This is a genomic window from Streptomyces smaragdinus (assembly GCF_009604385.1).
GTDB classification, from domain to species: Bacteria; Actinomycetota; Actinomycetes; order Streptomycetales; family Streptomycetaceae; genus Streptomyces; species Streptomyces smaragdinus.
Genome location: NZ_WEGJ01000033.1, coordinates 43,793 through 61,562, shown reverse-complemented (window position 1 = coordinate 61,562; position 17,770 = coordinate 43,793). Strand labels below are relative to the sequence as shown.

Below are 17,770 nucleotides of genomic sequence, written 5' to 3'. Positions count from 1 at the left end.
GTTCCGTTACGGGCCGTCCCCCATTCCGCTCGCCCGCGCGATCGCCTCGACCTCGATCCGGTCCGCCTCGCGCTGCGCCGCGCGGGCGGCCCAGAACTCGCGGTCCAGCCGCACCACTTCGTACGCCCCGTCGTCCGGCAGCAGACCCGCGACGGCACCCATCACCTCGAGCAGCTCCTCGTCCATGCCCCCGATTGTCCCGGCCGGCACTGACAATTCCGCCGTGCCACGGGCGCCGTCACCCGTTCACCGGCGCGGAGTTGACCCACTCAACGCAGGCCCGCCGCCCGCGCGGCGTCCCGCAGTACCGCCCGGAGCATGGCGGGGGTGAGGCGGCCGGTGAAGGTGTTCTGCTGGCTGACGTGATAACACCCGAAGAGGTGAAGATCCGATGCAGTGGCTGACGTCAGCACCGTGTGCGCCCCGTGTCCGAACACCGGCCGCGGGCGCGGCACCTCCCAGCCGGCCGCGGTGAGCGCGGGGAGGGCCGCCTGCCAGCCGAAGGCGCCGAGGACGACGACCGCCCGGACGGTGGGACGCAGGAGGGTGAGCTCGGCGGCGAGCCAGGGGCGGCAGGTGTCGCGTTCGCCGGGGGTGGGTTTGTTGGCGGGCGGCGCGCAGTGGACGGGGGCGGTGATGCGTACGCCGTACAGCTCGAGGCCGTCGTCGCGGCGGACGGACGTCGGTTGGCTCGCCAGTCCCTCCGCGTGCAGGGCGGCGTACAGGACGTCGCCGGAGCGGTCGCCGGTGAACATCCGCCCGGTGCGGTTCGCGCCGTGTGCGGCGGGGGCGAGGCCGATGATCGCCAGCCGGGCGTCGGAGGGGCCGAAGCCGGGGACCGGGCGGCCCCAGTAGTCCTCGCCGGCGAAGGCGCGCCGTTTGACGCGGGCGGTCTCCTCGCGCCACTCGACCAGCCGGGGGCAGGCCCGGCAGTGGGTGATCCGCTCGTCCAGCACGGGGAGGGTGCGGGCGGTACGGGCGCGGTGCTCGGGGAACGCGGGGGAGCCGGAGGGCGGGGCGGGTGCCATGTCCCGATCATTACGTACCCGGGGACTCCGGTTAGGCTCCTTGCCATGGGGATCACCGTTCAGGAGCTGACGTACTACCCGATCAAGGGATGTCGCGGCGTACGTGTCGAGGCCGCCGAGGCGGGTGTCGCGGGGCTGGCGCACGACCGGATGTTCATGGTCGTGGACGCCGGCGACAACTCCTTCCGCAGCCAGCGCAAGCTGCCCGGGATGGCGGCCGTCACGGCGGAGGTGCTGGACGACGGCGCGGGGCTGCGCCTGTCGGCACCGGACGTGGAGCCGCTGACCGTGCCGGTGGCCTTCGACGGGTCGCGGGTCGGGGTGACGATGTTCAAGCGGGAGATGGGCGAGGCGGTGGACCAGGGCGACGAGGTCGCCGAGTGGTTCTCCGAGGCGCTGGGGGCCAAGTCCCGGCTTGTACGGGTACGGCCCGGTTTCGACCGGGACGGGTGGGGCGAGACGCCGGGGAAGGTCAACTTCGGGGACGCGCACGCGCTGCTGGTGACCTCGACGGCGTCGCTGGACCGGCTGAACGCGCTGATCGCGGAGCGGGGGGACGCGGCGGCGGTGCCGATGAGCCGGTTCCGGCCGAACGTGGTGCTGACGGGGTCCGACGAGCCGCACTTCGAGGATCGGATCCGTCGGATGACGGTCGGGGAGGCGGAGGTCGCGTACTCCGTGATCGCGATCCGGTGCAATGTGCCGCTGGTGGATCAGGTGACGGGGCGGCGGGCGGGCCCGGAGCCGATTCGGACGCTGGCCACGTACCGGCGGGAGCCGGCCTTCGAGGGGAAGCTGAGCTTCGGGGTGAAGGCCGCCGTCGTCCGGGACGGACGGATCCGCGTGGGGGACGCGGTTTCGGTGACGGAGTGGGGGGAGTCGGTTTCGGGGACGTTGAATCCGCCGCCGGGGCGGGGGCACGTCGGGTAGGTGTTCGGGGTTGTGCGGTGCCGCGGCGCCGGCTTCCCGCGCCTGCGGCGCGGGGCGGGTTGCCCGCCCACGGCCGCCCGTTTCGGGGTGACGGGGCTGGCGTAGCCGGCGGGGGGTGGGCCGGGGTGTGTTTTGGTGCGGAGTGATTCTGCGGCGCTGCGCGCCTCGGGGCAGGGAGCGGGGGCGGGGCGCTGCGCGCCTCGCAGTGAGGGAAGCCGCTGGCGCGGCTTCGGATGCGGAGTGAGGGTCGGCGCTGCGCGCCCCCGGGGGTGTGGAGTGAGGCGTCGGCGCTTCGCGCCGCCGGGCCGGCGACTGCGGGAGCGACCGTACGAGGGCCTGTGCCCCGGGGGAGTTCCCCACGGTTGGCGGGCTACAGGGGGCGGTGACCAGGGACAATCCGGTAGCCGCCGACGAAAGTAAGGGGACGTCCGACACGCCTGCGCGCGTACGGGAAACGCGCCCGAATGGACCACGACGCGGCAGTACGCGCGCAGGTGTGTCGGGCGGCCCCGACCCACTTCACGCCCACGCGCACCCCGGCAGACCAGACACCGCCCCCGAGGCCAAGACACCCACCCCCAGCCCGGCCGGCGTTTGAGGCCTCCGGCCGAAGGCCGGATGCGCGAAAGCCGACGCAACCGCCAGCCGAAGACCGCCGCACACGGCCACCGGCCGGAGGCCGACGCAACCGCCAGCCAAAGACCAACGCACACCGCCGCGCGACGGCCTCACGCCTGAAGAAACCTCACCACCAACGGCGTAGCCACCCCCGCGAACTCCTCGAAGTACGCATGCCGAGCCCCCTCGATAAGCCGCACCCGAGCCCCCGGAATCCGCCCCGCGAGCAGCCCCGCATTAGCCGTGGGATTGAACTCGTCGTCCGTCCCATGGACGACAAGCGTCGGAGCCCCGATCCGCGGCAACGCCTCCCACGCATCATGACGACTACTCGCCAACAGATGCCTCCGCCGCGCATAAGGCTCCATGGTCGGATCCCCCAAGGTGCAGAACCGATGCCCCGGATGGGCGGCCAGCCACCCCGGCGTATACATCAGCTCCTTGAGCGCCCGCAGCGCAGCCACCTGATCCCGCTGGGCAACGGACTGCCGCACGGCATTCGACCGCTCCACCCCATGGGCAGCCCCCGGCGACGTACAGCCCAGCACCAGCCGCCCCACCCGCTCGGGCCGATCGGCGGCCAGCCACTGCGCGACCCGCCCGCCCATGGACGTCCCATACACATGCGCCCGCCCGACACCGGCGTGATCGAGAACGGCAGTGACGTCGTCGACGAACCCCCGCGTGCTGTACGTATCGGTGTCCGGCCGAGAGCTCGACCCCGTACCGCGCCAGTCCAGGACAACCGTGGTGAACGCCGCGTCGAAGTCCTCCCGCACCGAATCCCACCAGTGCAGATTGTTGGCCTGCCCGGCAAGCAGAAGCAGCGGCTCACCGTCCCCGTGAACCTCGTAGTGAAGCCGCTCCCCGTCGGCGGAGGTCGCGAAAGGCAAGGTCAGACCCCCTGTCGGAGAAGCGAAGGCACATCGTCGATCCACATGCCCGCCAGCCTAAGCGCGACGGCGACCGCGAGGAATCGGCGCCCACCACACCATCCGGCCGCTAGACGGTGACCGTCGGCGCCGGATACGGATCGCGGAACGTGAACGCCTCCGGACCCGACCCCCGCTCCCGTACCAGCGCGACCCGTTCCATCGCCTCCGCGATCGACGGACGGTGGCCCGCAGGAACCCACCACAGTGCCTGATGTGCCTCCGGCATCCGGTGGAACCACTCCCGGCGGCGGCTCAGCACCCGCAGATGGTCGCTGTGATAGACGTACGCCCGCAGCGCCTCGACCGACTCCCAGACCGAGCAGTTGATCAGCAGCATGCCGTCACTGTCGTCCGGGCGGAAGCCAGTCGCGTCCGCGCCGTCCTCATCGACCATCCGCCAGACGAAGCCAGGACTGTTGTCCGCCAGCGCGTTGATCTCCGGGAGTTGGGCGACGAAGCCGGACAGCTCCGGGCCGTCCAGCGGGCCGACGATACGGCCGATGTTCACCTGGGCGAGCTGATAGGAGGTCATGGGCCACAGCATGTCCCACGCCAACTTCTATCGTCAATCATTTTTATTTTTAGAAAGGGACACACAGCAGCCCCCCGGACACGGGTCCATCGCCGGCGTCCACTCCGAGGACGCCAGCCCTTCGAGCAGCGCGAGGTTCATTCCGCAGATGAGGGCGGGGAATTCGGTCGCCAGCGTATGAAAGGGGCAATTGCGCAGCCGTAGCGTGTCCCCGTCCCGGTACGGCTCGTAACCGCGCTCCCTCAGCGCCGCCTCCATGTCACCCGAGACCGGCGTCCCCGCCGCCCGGGCCGCCGTCTGCAGCTCCCGGTCCAGCCCCGCGTCCTCCAGCACCTCCGCCAGCAGCCGCCCCGCGGCGTCGTACGAGCGCGGCGGCACGGACACCGCGTGCTCCCCCTCGGCCCGCCGGTAGAGCTTCGCCGGACGGCCCGCACCGGGGCCCGTGCGGCCCGACAGGCGGCGGAACGACACCGCGAGCAGGCCCGCCTCGACCAGCTTGTCCAGATGGAACGCGGCGAGGGACCGCGAGATCCCGGCCGCCTCCGCCGCGGCCTCCCGCCCCACGTCGTCGGGGGCGGCGGCCACGTGCTCGTAGAGGCGGCGGCGTACGGGATCGCCCAGGGCGGCGAGTACGGAGAAGTCGTCGGTCACCCGTCGACTCTATGACCAACGTCGGCTGCGTAAACAGCTCACCGTACGGTCGCGAAGATCCCCCGGACCTGCTCGCCGTCCGCCCGCGTCCAGTTCGCCTCGAGGTGACCGCGTACGCCGTCGGGCGCCGGACCCTCCGCCAGACGGCGGTTGACGTGCAGCGTCCGGGGCTCGGGGAGGAGCCGTACGTCCGTACCCCCGAGGACCGCGTCGATCGTCACCGGCGCGTCGCCGTGCGGCAGGCTGCCGGTCACCGTCGGGTCCAGGGTGTCGCTGACGCTCTGCGCCTGCGCCTGGACCTCGCCCCGCAGGAACGCGAAGAGGGTGGCCACCAGCGTCGGGTCGTACACCCCGTCGTAGATCCAGCGCGAGCCCAGCACCCCGTGCTCCGACGTGCCGATCAGCCCCGCCTCCGCGCCCTCCAGCGGCGCCGCCCGGTACGTCATCGGCACCAGATAGGCGTCCTCGCCGCTGCCCACGACCATGAACTCGATGCCGACCTCCCCCTCGGGGTCGTCCAGCCGGAAGCCCCCGGAGCGGCGCAGGTCCGCCGGGTCGCCCGCGTACCAGTCCTGCTTCGGCAGCCATGCGGCGAGCAGCTCAAGCTTGGTGGGGCTCATCGTGGTGTGGTGGATGTGCGCCATGGGTACGCGCGTCCTTCCCGTACGGGTGCGGTGACGGGGATCACTCTCTCACCTGCGGGTATGCCGCCGTACAGTGTTTTCGCCCGCCGCCCTCGAGGCAGCCCGCCCCCGGAAGTGAGGTCAACGATGACCAATCTCGCCCGCAATCTGGTGACCACCGCCGCCGCACGGCCGGCGGCCGCGGCCGTCGTACTGGACGACCTCACCCTGGACTACGCCGCCCTCGACGCACGCAGCGCCCGCGTCGCCGGCTGGCTGGCGGCGAACGGTGTCGGGCCCGGCGACCGGGTGGCGCTGCTGCTGCCGAACATCCCGCACTTCGCCGTCGCCTACTACGGCGTCCTGCGCGCCGGGGCGGTCGTCGTCCCGATGAACCCGCTGCTGAAGGCCGGCGAGATCGGCTACAGCGCCGGCGACTGCGGCGCGAAGCTGCTGCTGGCGTGGGCGGGCGCCGTGCCGGAAGCGTCGGCCGCGGCGGAGGCGCTGGGGGTGCGGTGCGTCGATGTCACCGCCGACGGGTTCGCCGCCGAACTGGCCGCCGCCGAGCCGGCCGCGGAGGTCGTGGAGCGGGCGGACGACGATCTGGCGGTGCTGCTCTACACCTCCGGTACGACCGGCCGCCCGAAGGGCGCCAAGCTGACGCACGGGAATCTGGGCAGCAACACCGCCACGCTGGTCGACATGTTCGACATGACGGCGGACGACGTCGTCTTCGGCGGGCTGCCGTTCTTCCACGTCTTCGGCCAGACCTGCGGGCTGAACGCCGCCGTGCGCGCCGGTACGCGGATCACGCTGCTGCCGCGCTTCGACGCCGCGAAGGCGCTGGAGATCCTGTCGCGCGACCGGGTCACCGTCATGCAGGGCGTGCCGACGATGTTCATGGGGCTGCTCGCCGCCGCGGAGGGCGTCGATTCGCTCACCGACACCATCCGGTTCGCCGCGACAGGCGGATCCGCGATGCCGGTGGAGGTGCTGCACCGGTTCGAGAAGACCTTCGGCTGTCCGGTCGTCGAGGGATACGGGCTGTCGGAGACGGCACCGGTCGTCACGTTCGGGGACATCAACGGGCTGCGCAAGGCCGGCTCCATCGGTACGCCGCTGGCGGGCGTGAGCGTGCGGCTGATCGACGACGAGGGCAAGGACGCCCCCGAGGGCGAGGTCGGCGAGGTGGCGGTGCGGGGGCCGAACGTCATGGCCGGGTACTGGCAGCGGCCCGAGGCCGACGAGGCGGCGTTCGTCGACGGCTGGTTCCGTACCGGCGATCTGGCGCGGCGGGACGAGGACGGCTTCTACTACATCGTCGACCGCAAGAAGGACATGGTCATCCGCGGCGGCTACAACGTGTACCCGCGGGAGATCGAGGAGGTCCTGTACGAGCACCCCGACGTCGCCGAGGCCGCCGTCCTGGGCGTCCCGCACGAGACGCACGGCGAGGAGGTCGCGGCGGTCGTCGCCCTGCGGCCGGGCTCCACGACGACGGCGGACGAGCTGCGGGAGTTCGTGAAGGCGCGGGTGGCCCCGTACAAGTACCCGCGGATCGTGCGGCTCGTCGAGACCCTGCCGAAGGGGCCGACGGGGAAGATCCTCAAGCGGTCCATCCGCGTCGAGGGCTGACCGCTCGTAGGGTGTCGCGCATGGCCTCTGCTGTACGTGTCGAACGCGACGGTCCCGTGTACACCGTGATCCTCGGGCGGCCGGAGGTTCGTAACGCGGTCGACGGTCCCACCGCCGCCGCCCTCGCGGACGCCTTCCGTGCCTTCGACGAGGACGAATCGGCGTCCGTCGCGGTGCTCTGGGGGGAGGGCGGTTCGTTCTGCGCCGGCGCCGATCTCAAGGCCGTCGGGACGGAGCGCGGCAACCGGGTCGCCGCCGACGGCGACGGGCCGATGGGGCCGACGCGGATGCGGCTGTCGAAGCCGGTGATCGCGGCGGTCGCCGGTCACGCGGTGGCCGGGGGGCTCGAGCTCGCGCTGTGGTGCGATCTGCGGGTGGCGGAGGAGGACGCGGTGTTCGGCGTCTTCTGCCGCCGCTGGGGCGTGCCGCTGATCGACGGCGGGACGGTCCGGCTGCCGCGGCTGATCGGGGAGAGCCGGGCGATGGACCTGATCCTCACCGGACGCCCGGTCCCGGCGCGGGAGGCGTACGGGATGGGGCTGGCGAACCGCCTCGTCCCCGCAGGGACGTCCCGGTCCGCCGCCGAGGCCCTGGCCCGCGAGCTCGCCGCGTTCCCCCAGCTGTGCCTGCGCCACGACCGCCTCGCCCTCCTCGCGGGCCAGGGTCTGCCGGTGGCGGAGGCACTGGCGGAGGAGCACCGGCACGGGCTCGTACCGCTGACGGCGGGCGAGACGCGGGCGGGGGCGGGGCGGTTCGCGGACGGGGCCGGGCGGCACGGCGCTTTCTAGAGGACGTCCGCCAGCTCCGCCGTGTCGATGATGTGGGCGCGGCGGGACAGCACGCGGTCCAGCAGAAGGGTGTGCACCTCGGGGTCCGGGTCGGCGACGCCGTCGGACAGGACGTACAGCTCGTAGTCGCGGTCGGCCGCGTCCAGGACCGTGGTCAGGACGACGCCGCTGGTGCTGACGCCGGAGACGACCAGCGTGTGCACGCCGCGGGCACGCAGCTGCCGGTCGAGGTCGGTGGTGGACATGGCGCCGTGGCGGGTCTTCCGTACGACGATGTCGCCCGGTTGGGGGGCCAGCCGCTCGTGGACGGCGGTGGCGGGGTCGGCGTCGGGGAGGCCGCGGTGTTCGGCGACGGCGGAGAAGGCCTTGTTCGCGGCGGGGATCGCGGCCCAGTCGTCCTCCGTGAAGGCGACGCGGACGTACGCGACGGTGCCGCCCTTCGCGCGGACGTCGGCGATGGCTCCGGCAACGCGGTCGAGGAGGGCGTCGGGGTCGTCGAGGGAGGCGAGGATGGCGGGCTGGAAGTCCATGACGAGGAGGGCGACGCTCATACGGGGGTGCTCCTTACGGGGGTGTGCTGTTTCGCGCCTTGCGGCAGCCGGGGGAGGAGAAGGGGGGTGGCCAGGATCAGCAGGCCCACGACCGTGAGGGCGGTGCGGGGGCCGGTGGCGGCGGCGAGCAGGCCGCCGAGGGCGGTGAGGACGGCGATCGCCGTCTGCTGGCCGATCGACCACGCCGTGAGGGTGCGGGCGACGAGGTGCTTCGGGGTGTGCTCGAGCCGGTAGGTGGCGAGGACCGGGTTGTACAGGCTCATGTTGACGATGATGGCAAGCTCCACCGCCATGACGGTGACCAGGCCCGCGACACCCGGCCGGACGAACACCAGCCCGATCAGCCAGACGGCGCGCAGGGTGCCAGCGACGCGGAAGACGCGCGCCTGCCCGTACCGGGCGACGACCCGGCGGGCCAGCCGGGAGCCGACGAGGCCGCCGAGGCAGGGGGCGGCGAAGGCGAGGCCGTACTGCCAGGGCGGGAAGCCGAGGTGGCGCAGGAGGAGGACGGCGAGGATCGGTTCGGTGGCCATGATGAGGCCGGCGACGAGCATGTTGTTGAGGTAGAGGGAGCACAGGACGGGGTGGCGGAGGATGTGGCGCCAGCCGTCGAGGACTCCGGCGGGAGTTTTCGCGGGAGGGACGGCCGGTTGGGATTCGGGGCGGCGGATCGCCGTAAGGCTCAGGGCGGAGAGCAGATAGCTGACGGCGTCCGCCAGCACGGTGACGACGGGGCCGAGGATGCCGATCGCAGCGCCGCCGAGGGGCGGTCCGATGGCGATGGAGCTCCAGTTGGTCGACTCGAAGCGGGCGTTGGCGACGAGCAGATCGTCCTTCGGCACGAGCCCCTTCAGGAACGCCCCGCTCGCCGCCCCGAACGCGATCTTCGCCGTGGCGACGACGACGGAGACCACCATCAGCTGTACGAACCCGAGCCACCCCAGGGCGTACGCGACGGGTATCGACGCCATCGCCGCGAACCGTACGAGGTCCGTCCCGACCATCACCGGCCGCTTGCGCCGGAACTCCACCCACGGCGCGAGCGGCACCGCGACCACCGCCCCCACCGCGGGCCCCACCGCCGACAGCGCGGACACCTCCGCCGGTCCGGCGTCCAGCACCAGCACGGCGATCAGGGGCAGCGCCCCGAACCCGAGCCCCGACCCGTACGCGCTCACGGCGTACGCCGCCCACAGCCACCCGAAGTCCCGCCCCAGCCGTCTCACCGGTCCCCCTCACGTCGGCCCCGAGCCAACCGCGGGACACAACCGCAGGTCAAACAACCTCCGGGCGGCCACTCCACAACCCCCCGTTGTTCCCTAAGGTGAGCCGACGTGGACCTCGAAGCCGTACGAACCGTCGTCACCGTCGCGGACGCGGGCCAGTTCCAGCGCGCCGCCGTCGACCTCTCGCTCACGCAGCAGGCGGTGTCGAAACGCGTCGCCGCCCTGGAGCGCCACCTCGGCGTCCGCCTCTTCACCCGCACCCCGCACGGCGCCGAGCTGACGTCGGACGGCGAGGCATTCCTCCCCCACGCCCGGGAGCTCCTGCGGGCCGCGGACCGGGCGGCGGCGTCGATCCGTACCCGCCCGCTGCGGGTGGACGTCCTCACGTCCCGGAGCGCGCCGACCGGCCTCCTGCGGGGCTTCCACCGGAAGCACCCGTCGGTCGACCTGGAGGTGGTGACGCTCCCCGACATCGACGCGGCGCTGGCGGCGCTCCGCGCGGGCACGCTGGACGCGACGTTCCGCGCGGTCACGGACCCGTCCCGCCGCCTGCCGCCGGACATCGCGTCGACGCGGGTCCTGGACGAGCCGCTCCAGCTCCTGACGGGCCCGTCCCACGCCCTGTCCTCGGCGCCGTCGGTCACGCTGACGGCGCTGCGCGAGCACCGGATCTGGATGCCGGGGCTGCGCCCGGGGAGCGAGTGGGCGGCGTACTACACGGCCCTGACCAGCGAATTCTCCCTACGGATCGAGTCCAAGGGCCCCAACTTCGGCTCGGACGCCCTCCTGGACACGATCGCGTCCTCCCCCACCCTGACCACCCTGATGAGCACCCACCAGTCCTGGCCCACGCCCCACACCCTCCACCACATCCCCATCACCCACCCCACGCCGGTCTATCCCCACTCGCTCCTCTGGCAGCACGCGAACGCCCACCCGGCGCTGGCAACGCTGCGTTCGTATCTCGCCGGCGCGGCTCCGGGGCGGGACGCGGAGGGGACTTGGCGGCCGGGGTGGGTGTTGGCGAGCTAGCCTTCGGCCCGGAGGGGGCTCAGGGAGCGACAGCGCGAACTAGCGCGGCCAATAGGGCGGCGGGCTCTTGGCGGGGTCCACACGGTCGAATCGGTGTTTGCCGGACGGGTTCAATCCCTTGATATGAATCAGTTGCTGGCTGCCCACATCATCGAGTTCGGTGACGATCAAGGGCATGGCAGCAACCACCGCTCCCATGGCGAGCCCCAGACCAGTCATCCCCTTGTGGCCTTGAGTGAACCGGATGTGGTGCATGCCGGACTTCTTGATGGCCTCGGTTTCCCACGGGTCCTCGAGCTGTCGCGCATCCCTCGTCAGAAATGCGCCGAAGCCCTTCTTCGCGGCATCCGGGAGCAGCGCGAGGTCCTTCTTACCTGCCCATTTGATCTCGCTGACGTGCCAGACCTCACGTTTGGGCAGGAGCCGCCTGAGCATTTCCAGCACCTGCACGGGCACGTTCTCGTCGATGAGGATTTGCATCAGGCGGCGCGTGGTCCTTTGGTACTGCCGGTGCTGTAGCTGTCCACGTACAGGGCGAGGGATACGGCATCCCGGGCCGCGTCCGCGGTGACACCGGGGTAGTAGTCGGCGATCTCCTCCGGCGGGACGCCGTCCTCCACAAGTTCCGCGACGGCGTCGAAGGGAATCCGAGTCCCCGCGATGACCGGCTGCCCGCCCTGAGTCTCCGGATCCACGCTGACATGCTGCCGGGGCCGGAGAAGACACGGAATCACGACACCGGGCCGGGGAGCGAACTCCTGGAGGATGTCCTCCAGGGTGGCGACCACCCGTTGCCCCGGACGCTTGACGAGGTCGGTGGCGTGATCGTCGTCGCCCACCAGGGCGATGGAATCGCCCTCCGCGACCAGCGAGTAGCTGGACAGATGCTCGACCTCGCCGATCTGCTTGAGCGTGGCCAGAGCCTTCCGGATCTTCTGGAGGGAAACGTCCTGGCGCAGGTGCGCGAACGCGCGCAGGGCCAGGACGTCGCGGAAGGAGTACAGCGCCGGCGCGGCCGCCAGTTCGGGACGGAGGAGGGGGCCGTTGCCCCGGTCCTGCCGCCAGCTGCGCAGCTGTCCAACCGTCGCTCCGGAAAGAGCGGCAGCCATGCGGGTCGAGTAGGCCATGTCATCTCCCTCCGGTCCGCTTCGTTCCTTCTTGCGATGATCTCAGTGCCTCGGCCGGCAACGCTACAGGTGAGCAATCGTCCGGAGCCCGGAAACCACCCGCCGGGCGACATGCCGAACACGTGACCACCCTCTGCGACCTTCTCGATCGTGCTGATCCGGACCTCGCCCGCCCATGTGGATGTCCGGGCTGCGGGACGGGTCCGAGCTGGAGACGCCGGCCCTCGCCGCACATCTTCGCCTCGGCGACTTCGAACGGGCCGAGTCCCACGCGCACCGGAGCCTCACCCTGCTCGGCCCACGGATGCAACGCGACCGCGCCAACAACACCGCCCAGCTCGCGCAGGGCGAGGCCGAGACCGCCGCGGTCACGGCGATGCAGGTCAACGGCGGGCATCCCCGGGTCGTCCGGATGCTGCGGGGGTTCGGAGCCGCGCTGCACGCCACAGCACCCGGCAGTCCTGGCGCGCGGGCCTGAACGGAGCACGCTGCCGCCGCTCGGCGGCGAGTCGAACCGCGGGGCAGCTGGGGAAGATCTAGGCCCCGGACGTCGGCTCGTCCCGCCCCGCTGTGACCTCGGGATCCGTGTCCGGGAGGAGTCGCACGACCCTGGCCACCGCCTCTTCCGCCGTGGTGAATTCGCCGAGGTCGGCGTGCGGATCGCGGCGGTGGACCCTGAAGTTGCCGTTGATCAGGGGCTCGATCATGCCGCCCTGGTTCGCGTACGGGTAATGCGTGGTGCTGCTGAAGCGCAGGAAGTAGTGACTGGTGTACGGGTACAGGCGGCGGAGGCGGGGTTCGGCCGCTGCGGCCGTCACCAGGGGGATCAGGGGTGGGACCGGGCGGCCGGGGCGGAGGGCTTCGTTGGCCGCGTGGCGCCAGTGCCAGTGCAGGAGCAGGTTCTCCCAGCAGGCGTCCACCGCGGCGGCCGGGCCGCGTTTGCGGGCTTCGGCCATGTCCGGTCTGGCGGATTTCGGCGGGTAAGGGGGGTAGGGCTCCGGCAGCATCGCACGCCTCCTGAAATCCGGCATAGTCATTCGTTTGGGGCAAAACGAGGAGGCGCTTCGTTCGTTGTCTCGGGTATGAGATCCGTGTTCCCACTGGGTGTTGCCGCCACCGTCACCGCGGCAACCATGCTGGCAGGACCCGCGGCCGTGGCCGCCGAGCACGAGCAGCCGGGCGTGAGCGGCACGTACTTCCTTCAGATCGACGGCATTCCCGGCACGTCCACAAACATTCGGCACCAGCGCGAGATCGAGATCGAGTCGTACTCGCTGGGCGTCATGACGGCCGAGGCCGTCCCGGGCGGAGGCGGGGGCGGTGGTGCCGGAAAGCCGGAGTTCATCGACTTCTCCTTCACCAAGGCCCCCGACTCCACCAGTCCGCTGATCTTCAAGAGCGCCGTCACCGGTACGCACCACAAGAAGGCCGTGCTGACCGCCGACAAGGGCGGGGACCAGCCGCAGACGTACCTCAAGATCACGATGGAGGACGTGATCGTCTCCGGCTTCTCCACCTCCGGGCAGTCGGAGGACTCCTCGTCCGAGGAGGTCTCGCTCGACTACGGCAAGATCACGATGTCCTCCCTGGCGCCGGACGGCACGTTCGTCACCACCTGCTGGAACCGGAAGACCGCCAAGGCCTGCTGAACCGGATCGAGCGCTAGGCGGTACGGCGGCGGCGTGTCACCACGACCGCCGCCGTGCCGAGCGCGATCGCCGCTGCCGCCGCGCCCGTGAGCGGGAGTGCCGCGTCGGAGCCGGTGGCCGCCAGCTCGCCGCCGGCGGGGGTGTCGGAGGTGCCGGTCGTCGGGGCGTCGCCGGCGGTGGAGTCCGAGGAGCCGCCCGACGTCTGGGAGCCGCCCGGGTCCGACGGTCCGGAGCCGCCCGACGGCCCCCCGCTGCCCGGGACCGTCAGCGTGATCGCCGCCGTGTCGTTGCCCTTGTCCGGGTCGAACGGCCGGGGCTCGTCCTCCAGTGCGACCGAGCCCTTCGCCCCCGGCACCGCCTTGTCGATCCGCAGCTTGAACGAGTACGTCTCGCCGAAGTTCTCCAGCACCCACGATTCGCTCGTGCCGCACTCATAGACCCCTGCGGACACCCGGTGGCAGAACCCCGGCGTCCTGGTCACCGTCGTCCCGGCCGGGATCCGCACCCGCACCTTCGTCACCGACCGCTCCACGAAGTCGTCCCGCCGCACCCAGGCCGGCCCCGCGTCGGTGAACTTCACGGTCAGCGGGACCGTGTCCCCGACCCTGCCCTTGAGGTGGGCCCCCGTGACGCGGAAGTCCGCCGTGTTGTCCGCCGTGACCTTCACCTCCGCCGAGTCGTACGCCGGGTGGTCCGACGGGCCGGGGTCGGCCGGCTCCAGGTCGGGGCGCTCGGTCAGGGTGACCGCAGGGGCGGTGCCGGGGGTACGGGGGTCGTTGCCGTCCGGGGCGCCCGCGTCGTACGTGCTGACCATCACGCTCGCGGTGTCGTAGAGGGCGTTCCCGCCGACCTTCACGGTCAGCGGCCGCGGCAGCGCGTACACCTTCCCCGGCCGCACCTCCTGCTCGAAGACGCAGGATAGGGGGGTGTTGAGCGAAGACCCCTCGGTGACCAGACAGTTCGCCGGCACGTCGGTGAACTCCAGGCCGCGGCTGGCGGCGAACGTCACGTAGACCCTCTGGAGCGAGGCGTCACCGACGTTCGCGAAGACGGCAGGTACGTCGAAGGTGCTGCCCAACCGCGCTCCGTCGATCGCGGGGAGGGTGCCCATCGTCAGTACGGGTCCGGCCCCTTCCTCGGCGGCTGCCGGGGCGGCGCCCAGCGCGACCAAGGCGGCGGCAGCGAAAGCGGCCCGGAGGGATGAGCTCGGAAGCATGAGGGTCCTCTGCGTGAAGCGGCGACTGCGGACGTTCGAACGGCACATGAACGCGAGTTCCGGTACGCCAGACCCCTCTTGAGCCGCAATGGTTGTACGGGGAATCAACCCGACCGCTCGGGCAGCCACTCCACCGTCACCAGCGCGACCACCGCCGACACCAGGATCAGCGGCATCTGCGCCACCGCCGCGTTCCCCATCAGCAGCCCCGTGAACACGGCGCTCGCCACCGGCAGCCGGGTGAGCGCCGTCATACCCGCCGTCAGCCCCAGCGCCAGCGCCGGAGCGGCGCCCAGCCCCGGCAGCCCCGACGCGGCGACGGCGATCGCCGCCCCCAGCAGCAGCGCCGGAAAGATGGGGCCGCCGCGCATGCTGCCCAGGCACACCGCCCAGGCCAGCCCCTTGCACACGACCAGCGCCAGCAGCGTCCCCACGGCCCACGCCCCCGGCGCCGCGGCCAGCTGCGCCAGCGTGGCCTGCCCCGACAGCGCGGCCTCCTGCGGCGATCGGCCGGTGACCAGCGCGTACGCCGCCAGCAGCCCCCCGACAGCAACCGCGCACAGCACCGTACGCGCCGCGGCGTCCCGCCCGGTCCACGCCGCCGTCGCCCGGCCCAGGCGGTGCCCGCAGGCGATGACCACGGCGATCAGCACGGCCAGCGGCACCCCCCACAGGAAGTCCCCCGCGTCCGGTGTCCCCTCCTTCGGCACGTCCGGCAGCGTAAGCGCGCCGATCGACAGCCCCGTCCAATGGCCGAACCCGGTGAAGACCAGCGCCCCCGCCCCGCTCGCCAGCAGGCACGGCAGCAGCAGCATCGCCGTCCGCGCTCCCGCCAGCCCCGCCGCGCCCTCGAGGACGAGCACGGCGGCGGGCAGCGGACCGCCCAGGATGGTCGCGATCGCCGCCGTCGAACCGGCCGTCCCCAGCACCTTCGACGCCGCCGGACCGGCGGACCGAGCCGCGAGCAGCGCGAGCCCGCTGCCCACCGCCATCAGCGGGGCCTCCGGGCCCAGCACCGCGCCCAGCGGCAGCACCGTGAGCGCCGCGAGGATCACGCCCGGCAGGTCGCGCGGGCCGATGGGGTCGCCGGACATCAGGCCGTCCGCCGGCACATGGCCGCCGTGTCCGGGGAAACGGGTGAGCACCGGGACGAGCAGCAGACCGGCGAGGAGGAGGGCGGGCAGCGGCCACCACCAGGGCGCACGGTTGTAGCCGACGGCGTGCGGGAGGCTCTCCCACACCCAGTGCTGGAGCTCGTGCTGGAGGCCGACGAAGAAGAAGCAGACCAGCGCGATGGGGACGCCGATGACGCCGGAGAGCAGCAGCAGCCGGAGGAAGCCGCGGTCGGCGAGACCAGCGGGGGTGGCCATCTACGGGACCCGGGTCACGGACGCCGGAAGGGACGCCCGGGGCACCGACGCAAGGAACGGCGCCTGGGCCGGGAGCGGCGCCGTCCCCCTCACCGGCGTCGCGGCTCCTCGCGCGGCGGGGTGCGCTCCGGCATGGGGCGCTCGGGCGCCGGCGGCGTCGACTCCTCGCCCATCGGGGGCGCGGGCGGGCTCTGCGGGTGCCGGCCGGCGCGTTTGCGGGGCTGCGGATGCTCCCGCATCGGGGGTGCCGGAGGGCTCTGCTCCGGCTCGTGGGGTGTGGGTCGCTGGCTCATGGCGCCGCCCTTCGTCCGATCGTGCGCACCGCGTACCAGCGTCTGACGCCCGCGGGAGACCCGACAGCCGTGCGCGTCCGTTCGGCTGACGCCACCGCCCCGGCAGGACAACCGGCCCCCGCCCGCCGATCCTTGGAGAACCGCCGCCCCCCGGAAGGAGCGCGCCCGGATGCTGACCAACCCGTACGCGCCCGAGGAGCGTGCCGCCCGCGGCAGAGCCGTCCGCCAGGAGCTGCCGCGGTCCGCGCACGGTGACTGGCGGGCGGCCCCCGACCGCCCCGATCCCGTCGACGTGCTGATACGTCAGGGCGCCGACCGTGTGACGCGGCTGCTGCCCCTCCGGTACGCACGGATGGCCGCCTCCCCGCTGGCGTTCCTGCGGGGCTCCGCCGCCGTGATGGCCGCGGACCTCGCCGCCCGGCCGCACACCGGGCTGACCGTGCAGCTCTGCGGCGACGCGCATCTGCTGAACTTCGGGCTGTACGCCTCCCCCGAGCGGGCTCTCCTCTTCGACGTGAACGACTTCGACGAGACCCACCCCGGCCCCTTCGAGTGGGACGTCGAGCGTCTCGCCGCCAGCGTCGCCGTCGCCGCCCGCGACCGCGGCCTGGACGAGACCCGTACCCGCCGCGCGGTGACGGCCGCCGTCGCCGCGTACCGCACGAACCTGCGCCGGCTGGCGGAGCTCGGGGAGCTCGCCGTCTGGTACGAGCGCATGGACACCGCCGACCTGCTGCCGCTGATCGGCCGCCGCGACCGGTTCCGGGTGGAGGCGAGCCTGGCGCGCGCCCGGCGGCGGACGAATCTGCAGGCCCTCGGGAAGCTCACCGAGAAGGTCGACGGACGGCACTGGATCGTCCGCGATCCCCCGTACGTCGAGCCCCTCGGCAACTTCGACCAGTCCGCGATCCGCAAGGTCTTCGCCGACTACCGCGCCACCCTCCCCGAGGAGCGGCGCACCCTGCTGGACCGGTTCCGGGTGGTGGACGTGGCCCGGAAGGTGGTCGGGGTGGGGAGCGTCGGCACCCGGTGCTTCATCGCGCTGCTCGAGGGGCGGGACGCCGGTGATCCGCTGCTGCTGCAGATGAAGGAGGCGGGACCGTCGGTGCTCGCCGCGCATCTGGGTCCGGGTCCGCACGCGCACGGGGGTCAGCGGGTGGTGGCGGGGCAGCGGCTGCTGCAGGCGGCGTCGGACATCTTCCTCGGCTGGGTGAGCGGGCCGCAGGGGCGGCACTACTACTGGCGGCAGCTGCGGGACATGAAGGGCTCGGCGGACGTCGGTTCGATGAGCGCCGGACAGTTGCGCCGTTACGCGGCGTTCTGCGGTACGGCGCTGTCACGCGCCCACGCCCGGACGGGGGACCGGATCGCGATCGCGGCGTATCTGGGGCCGGGAGCGTCGTTCGACCGGGCGGTGACGGAGTTCGCGCTGCGGTACGCCGACCGGACGGCGGAGGACCACGCGGCGCTGCGGGAGGCGATGGCGGAGGGGCGGGTCGAGGGAAATGAGACGTCCGTAACACCCGAAAAGAAACCGTCTAATGAGTGAATGAGACGATTTGCCGT

General features: G+C 72.3%; 21 protein-coding genes. 7 read left to right on the top strand and 14 right to left on the bottom strand.

Annotated elements, in window-relative coordinates; all coding sequences use genetic code 11:
- Nucleotides 1-6 precede the first annotated feature (6 nt).
- Both SRB5_RS28225 and SRB5_RS28220 read right to left on the bottom strand, forming a co-directional pair.
- Nucleotides 7-186: a hypothetical protein gene (locus tag SRB5_RS28225; protein ID WP_153456274.1), complete on the bottom strand. Its 180-nt coding sequence runs from the start codon at nucleotides 184-186 to the stop codon at nucleotides 7-9.
- 83 nt (nucleotides 187-269) lie between these two features.
- Complete coding sequence (locus SRB5_RS28220; RefSeq protein ID WP_153456273.1) at nucleotides 270-1,028, bottom strand: uracil-DNA glycosylase; 759 nt, start codon at nucleotides 1,026-1,028, stop codon at nucleotides 270-272.
- 45 nt (nucleotides 1,029-1,073) lie between these two features.
- Between SRB5_RS28220 and SRB5_RS28215 the strand changes: the two genes are divergently transcribed.
- On the top strand, nucleotides 1,074-1,958 hold the full coding sequence (locus SRB5_RS28215) for an MOSC domain-containing protein (RefSeq protein ID WP_153456272.1): 885 nt from the start codon (nucleotides 1,074-1,076) through the stop codon (nucleotides 1,956-1,958).
- A 728-nt stretch (nucleotides 1,959-2,686) separates the two neighbouring features.
- Here SRB5_RS28215 and SRB5_RS28210 read toward each other — a convergent pair.
- From SRB5_RS28210 to SRB5_RS28195, 4 genes are all read right to left on the bottom strand, one after another.
- Nucleotides 2,687-3,469: an alpha/beta fold hydrolase gene (locus SRB5_RS28210; protein ID WP_153456271.1), complete on the bottom strand. Its 783-nt coding sequence runs from the start codon at nucleotides 3,467-3,469 to the stop codon at nucleotides 2,687-2,689.
- 109 nt (nucleotides 3,470-3,578) lie between these two features.
- Nucleotides 3,579-4,043 (bottom strand): DUF3291 domain-containing protein, encoded by a 465-nt coding sequence (locus tag SRB5_RS28205; protein ID WP_153456270.1) that lies wholly within the window; start codon nucleotides 4,041-4,043, stop codon nucleotides 3,579-3,581.
- A 33-nt stretch (nucleotides 4,044-4,076) separates the two neighbouring features.
- Complete coding sequence (locus SRB5_RS28200) at nucleotides 4,077-4,694, bottom strand: helix-turn-helix transcriptional regulator (RefSeq protein WP_323378620.1); 618 nt, start codon at nucleotides 4,692-4,694, stop codon at nucleotides 4,077-4,079.
- Nucleotides 4,695-4,732: 38 nt separating this feature from the next.
- On the bottom strand, nucleotides 4,733-5,338 hold the full coding sequence (locus SRB5_RS28195) for a maltokinase N-terminal cap-like domain-containing protein (protein ID WP_153456269.1): 606 nt from the start codon (nucleotides 5,336-5,338) through the stop codon (nucleotides 4,733-4,735).
- Between the two features lie 126 nt (nucleotides 5,339-5,464).
- Between SRB5_RS28195 and SRB5_RS28190 the strand changes: the two genes are divergently transcribed.
- Complete coding sequence (locus tag SRB5_RS28190) at nucleotides 5,465-6,952, top strand: long-chain-fatty-acid--CoA ligase (protein ID WP_153456268.1); 1,488 nt, start codon at nucleotides 5,465-5,467, stop codon at nucleotides 6,950-6,952.
- A gap of 20 nt (nucleotides 6,953-6,972) precedes the next feature.
- Entirely contained in the window at nucleotides 6,973-7,740 is a 768-nt protein-coding gene (locus tag SRB5_RS28185; RefSeq protein WP_153456267.1) for a crotonase/enoyl-CoA hydratase family protein, read from the top strand.
- On the opposite strand, the gene SRB5_RS28180 is transcribed toward SRB5_RS28185, so the two are convergent.
- Together SRB5_RS28180 and SRB5_RS28175 are read right to left on the bottom strand one after the other, a co-directional pair.
- Nucleotides 7,737-8,291, bottom strand: a complete 555-nt coding sequence (locus SRB5_RS28180; protein WP_153456266.1) for a cysteine hydrolase family protein — start codon at nucleotides 8,289-8,291, stop codon at nucleotides 7,737-7,739. The genes SRB5_RS28185 and SRB5_RS28180 overlap by 4 nt on opposite strands.
- Nucleotides 8,288-9,508 (bottom strand): MFS transporter, encoded by a 1,221-nt coding sequence (locus tag SRB5_RS28175; protein ID WP_228390516.1) that lies wholly within the window; start codon nucleotides 9,506-9,508, stop codon nucleotides 8,288-8,290. The genes SRB5_RS28180 and SRB5_RS28175 overlap by 4 nt, the downstream gene beginning before the upstream one ends.
- A gap of 117 nt (nucleotides 9,509-9,625) precedes the next feature.
- Between SRB5_RS28175 and SRB5_RS28170 the strand changes: the two genes are divergently transcribed.
- Nucleotides 9,626-10,549 (top strand): LysR family transcriptional regulator, encoded by a 924-nt coding sequence (locus SRB5_RS28170; protein ID WP_323378618.1) that lies wholly within the window; start codon nucleotides 9,626-9,628, stop codon nucleotides 10,547-10,549.
- Nucleotides 10,550-10,588: 39 nt separating this feature from the next.
- On the opposite strand, the gene SRB5_RS28165 is transcribed toward SRB5_RS28170, so the two are convergent.
- Nucleotides 10,589-11,029, bottom strand: a complete 441-nt coding sequence (locus SRB5_RS28165; protein ID WP_153456265.1) for a PIN-like domain-containing protein — start codon at nucleotides 11,027-11,029, stop codon at nucleotides 10,589-10,591.
- The gene (locus tag SRB5_RS28160) at nucleotides 11,029-11,676 is read right to left on the bottom strand and encodes a DUF433 domain-containing protein (protein ID WP_194293053.1); all 648 of its coding nucleotides are present in this window, start codon (nucleotides 11,674-11,676) and stop codon (nucleotides 11,029-11,031) included. Before SRB5_RS28160 ends, SRB5_RS28165 begins: the two co-directional genes overlap by 1 nt.
- Before the next feature lie 181 nt (nucleotides 11,677-11,857).
- Here SRB5_RS28160 and SRB5_RS28155 point away from each other — a divergent pair, with 181 nt between their 5' ends.
- Complete coding sequence (locus tag SRB5_RS28155; protein WP_153456264.1) at nucleotides 11,858-12,154, top strand: hypothetical protein; 297 nt, start codon at nucleotides 11,858-11,860, stop codon at nucleotides 12,152-12,154.
- 58 nt (nucleotides 12,155-12,212) lie between these two features.
- On the opposite strand, the gene SRB5_RS35995 is transcribed toward SRB5_RS28155, so the two are convergent.
- Nucleotides 12,213-12,632, bottom strand: a complete 420-nt coding sequence (locus tag SRB5_RS35995) for a DUF6193 family natural product biosynthesis protein (protein WP_194293052.1) — start codon at nucleotides 12,630-12,632, stop codon at nucleotides 12,213-12,215.
- Nucleotides 12,633-12,809: 177 nt separating this feature from the next.
- Here SRB5_RS35995 and SRB5_RS35990 point away from each other — a divergent pair, with 177 nt between their 5' ends.
- Nucleotides 12,810-13,325 (top strand): Hcp family type VI secretion system effector, encoded by a 516-nt coding sequence (locus tag SRB5_RS35990; protein WP_194293051.1) that lies wholly within the window; start codon nucleotides 12,810-12,812, stop codon nucleotides 13,323-13,325.
- Nucleotides 13,326-13,338: 13 nt separating this feature from the next.
- Here SRB5_RS35990 and SRB5_RS28140 read toward each other — a convergent pair whose 3' ends face one another.
- The 3 genes from SRB5_RS28140 to SRB5_RS28130 all read right to left on the bottom strand — a co-directional run bounded on the left by SRB5_RS28140 (nucleotide 13,339) and on the right by SRB5_RS28130 (nucleotide 16,204).
- On the bottom strand, nucleotides 13,339-14,541 hold the full coding sequence (locus SRB5_RS28140) for a hypothetical protein (RefSeq protein WP_153456261.1): 1,203 nt from the start codon (nucleotides 14,539-14,541) through the stop codon (nucleotides 13,339-13,341).
- Nucleotides 14,542-14,645: 104 nt separating this feature from the next.
- A complete protein-coding gene (locus SRB5_RS28135) occupies nucleotides 14,646-15,911 on the bottom strand; it encodes a chloride channel protein (protein WP_194293050.1) in 1,266 nt (421 codons plus the stop codon).
- Between the two features lie 89 nt (nucleotides 15,912-16,000).
- Nucleotides 16,001-16,204, bottom strand: coding sequence for a hypothetical protein (locus SRB5_RS28130; protein WP_153456260.1), 204 nt, complete (start codon nucleotides 16,202-16,204; stop codon nucleotides 16,001-16,003).
- 169 nt (nucleotides 16,205-16,373) lie between these two features.
- Here SRB5_RS28130 and SRB5_RS28125 point away from each other — a divergent pair, with 169 nt between their 5' ends.
- Nucleotides 16,374-17,753: a DUF2252 domain-containing protein gene (locus SRB5_RS28125; RefSeq protein ID WP_153456259.1), complete on the top strand. Its 1,380-nt coding sequence runs from the start codon at nucleotides 16,374-16,376 to the stop codon at nucleotides 17,751-17,753.
- Nucleotides 17,754-17,770: the final 17 nt, after the last annotated feature.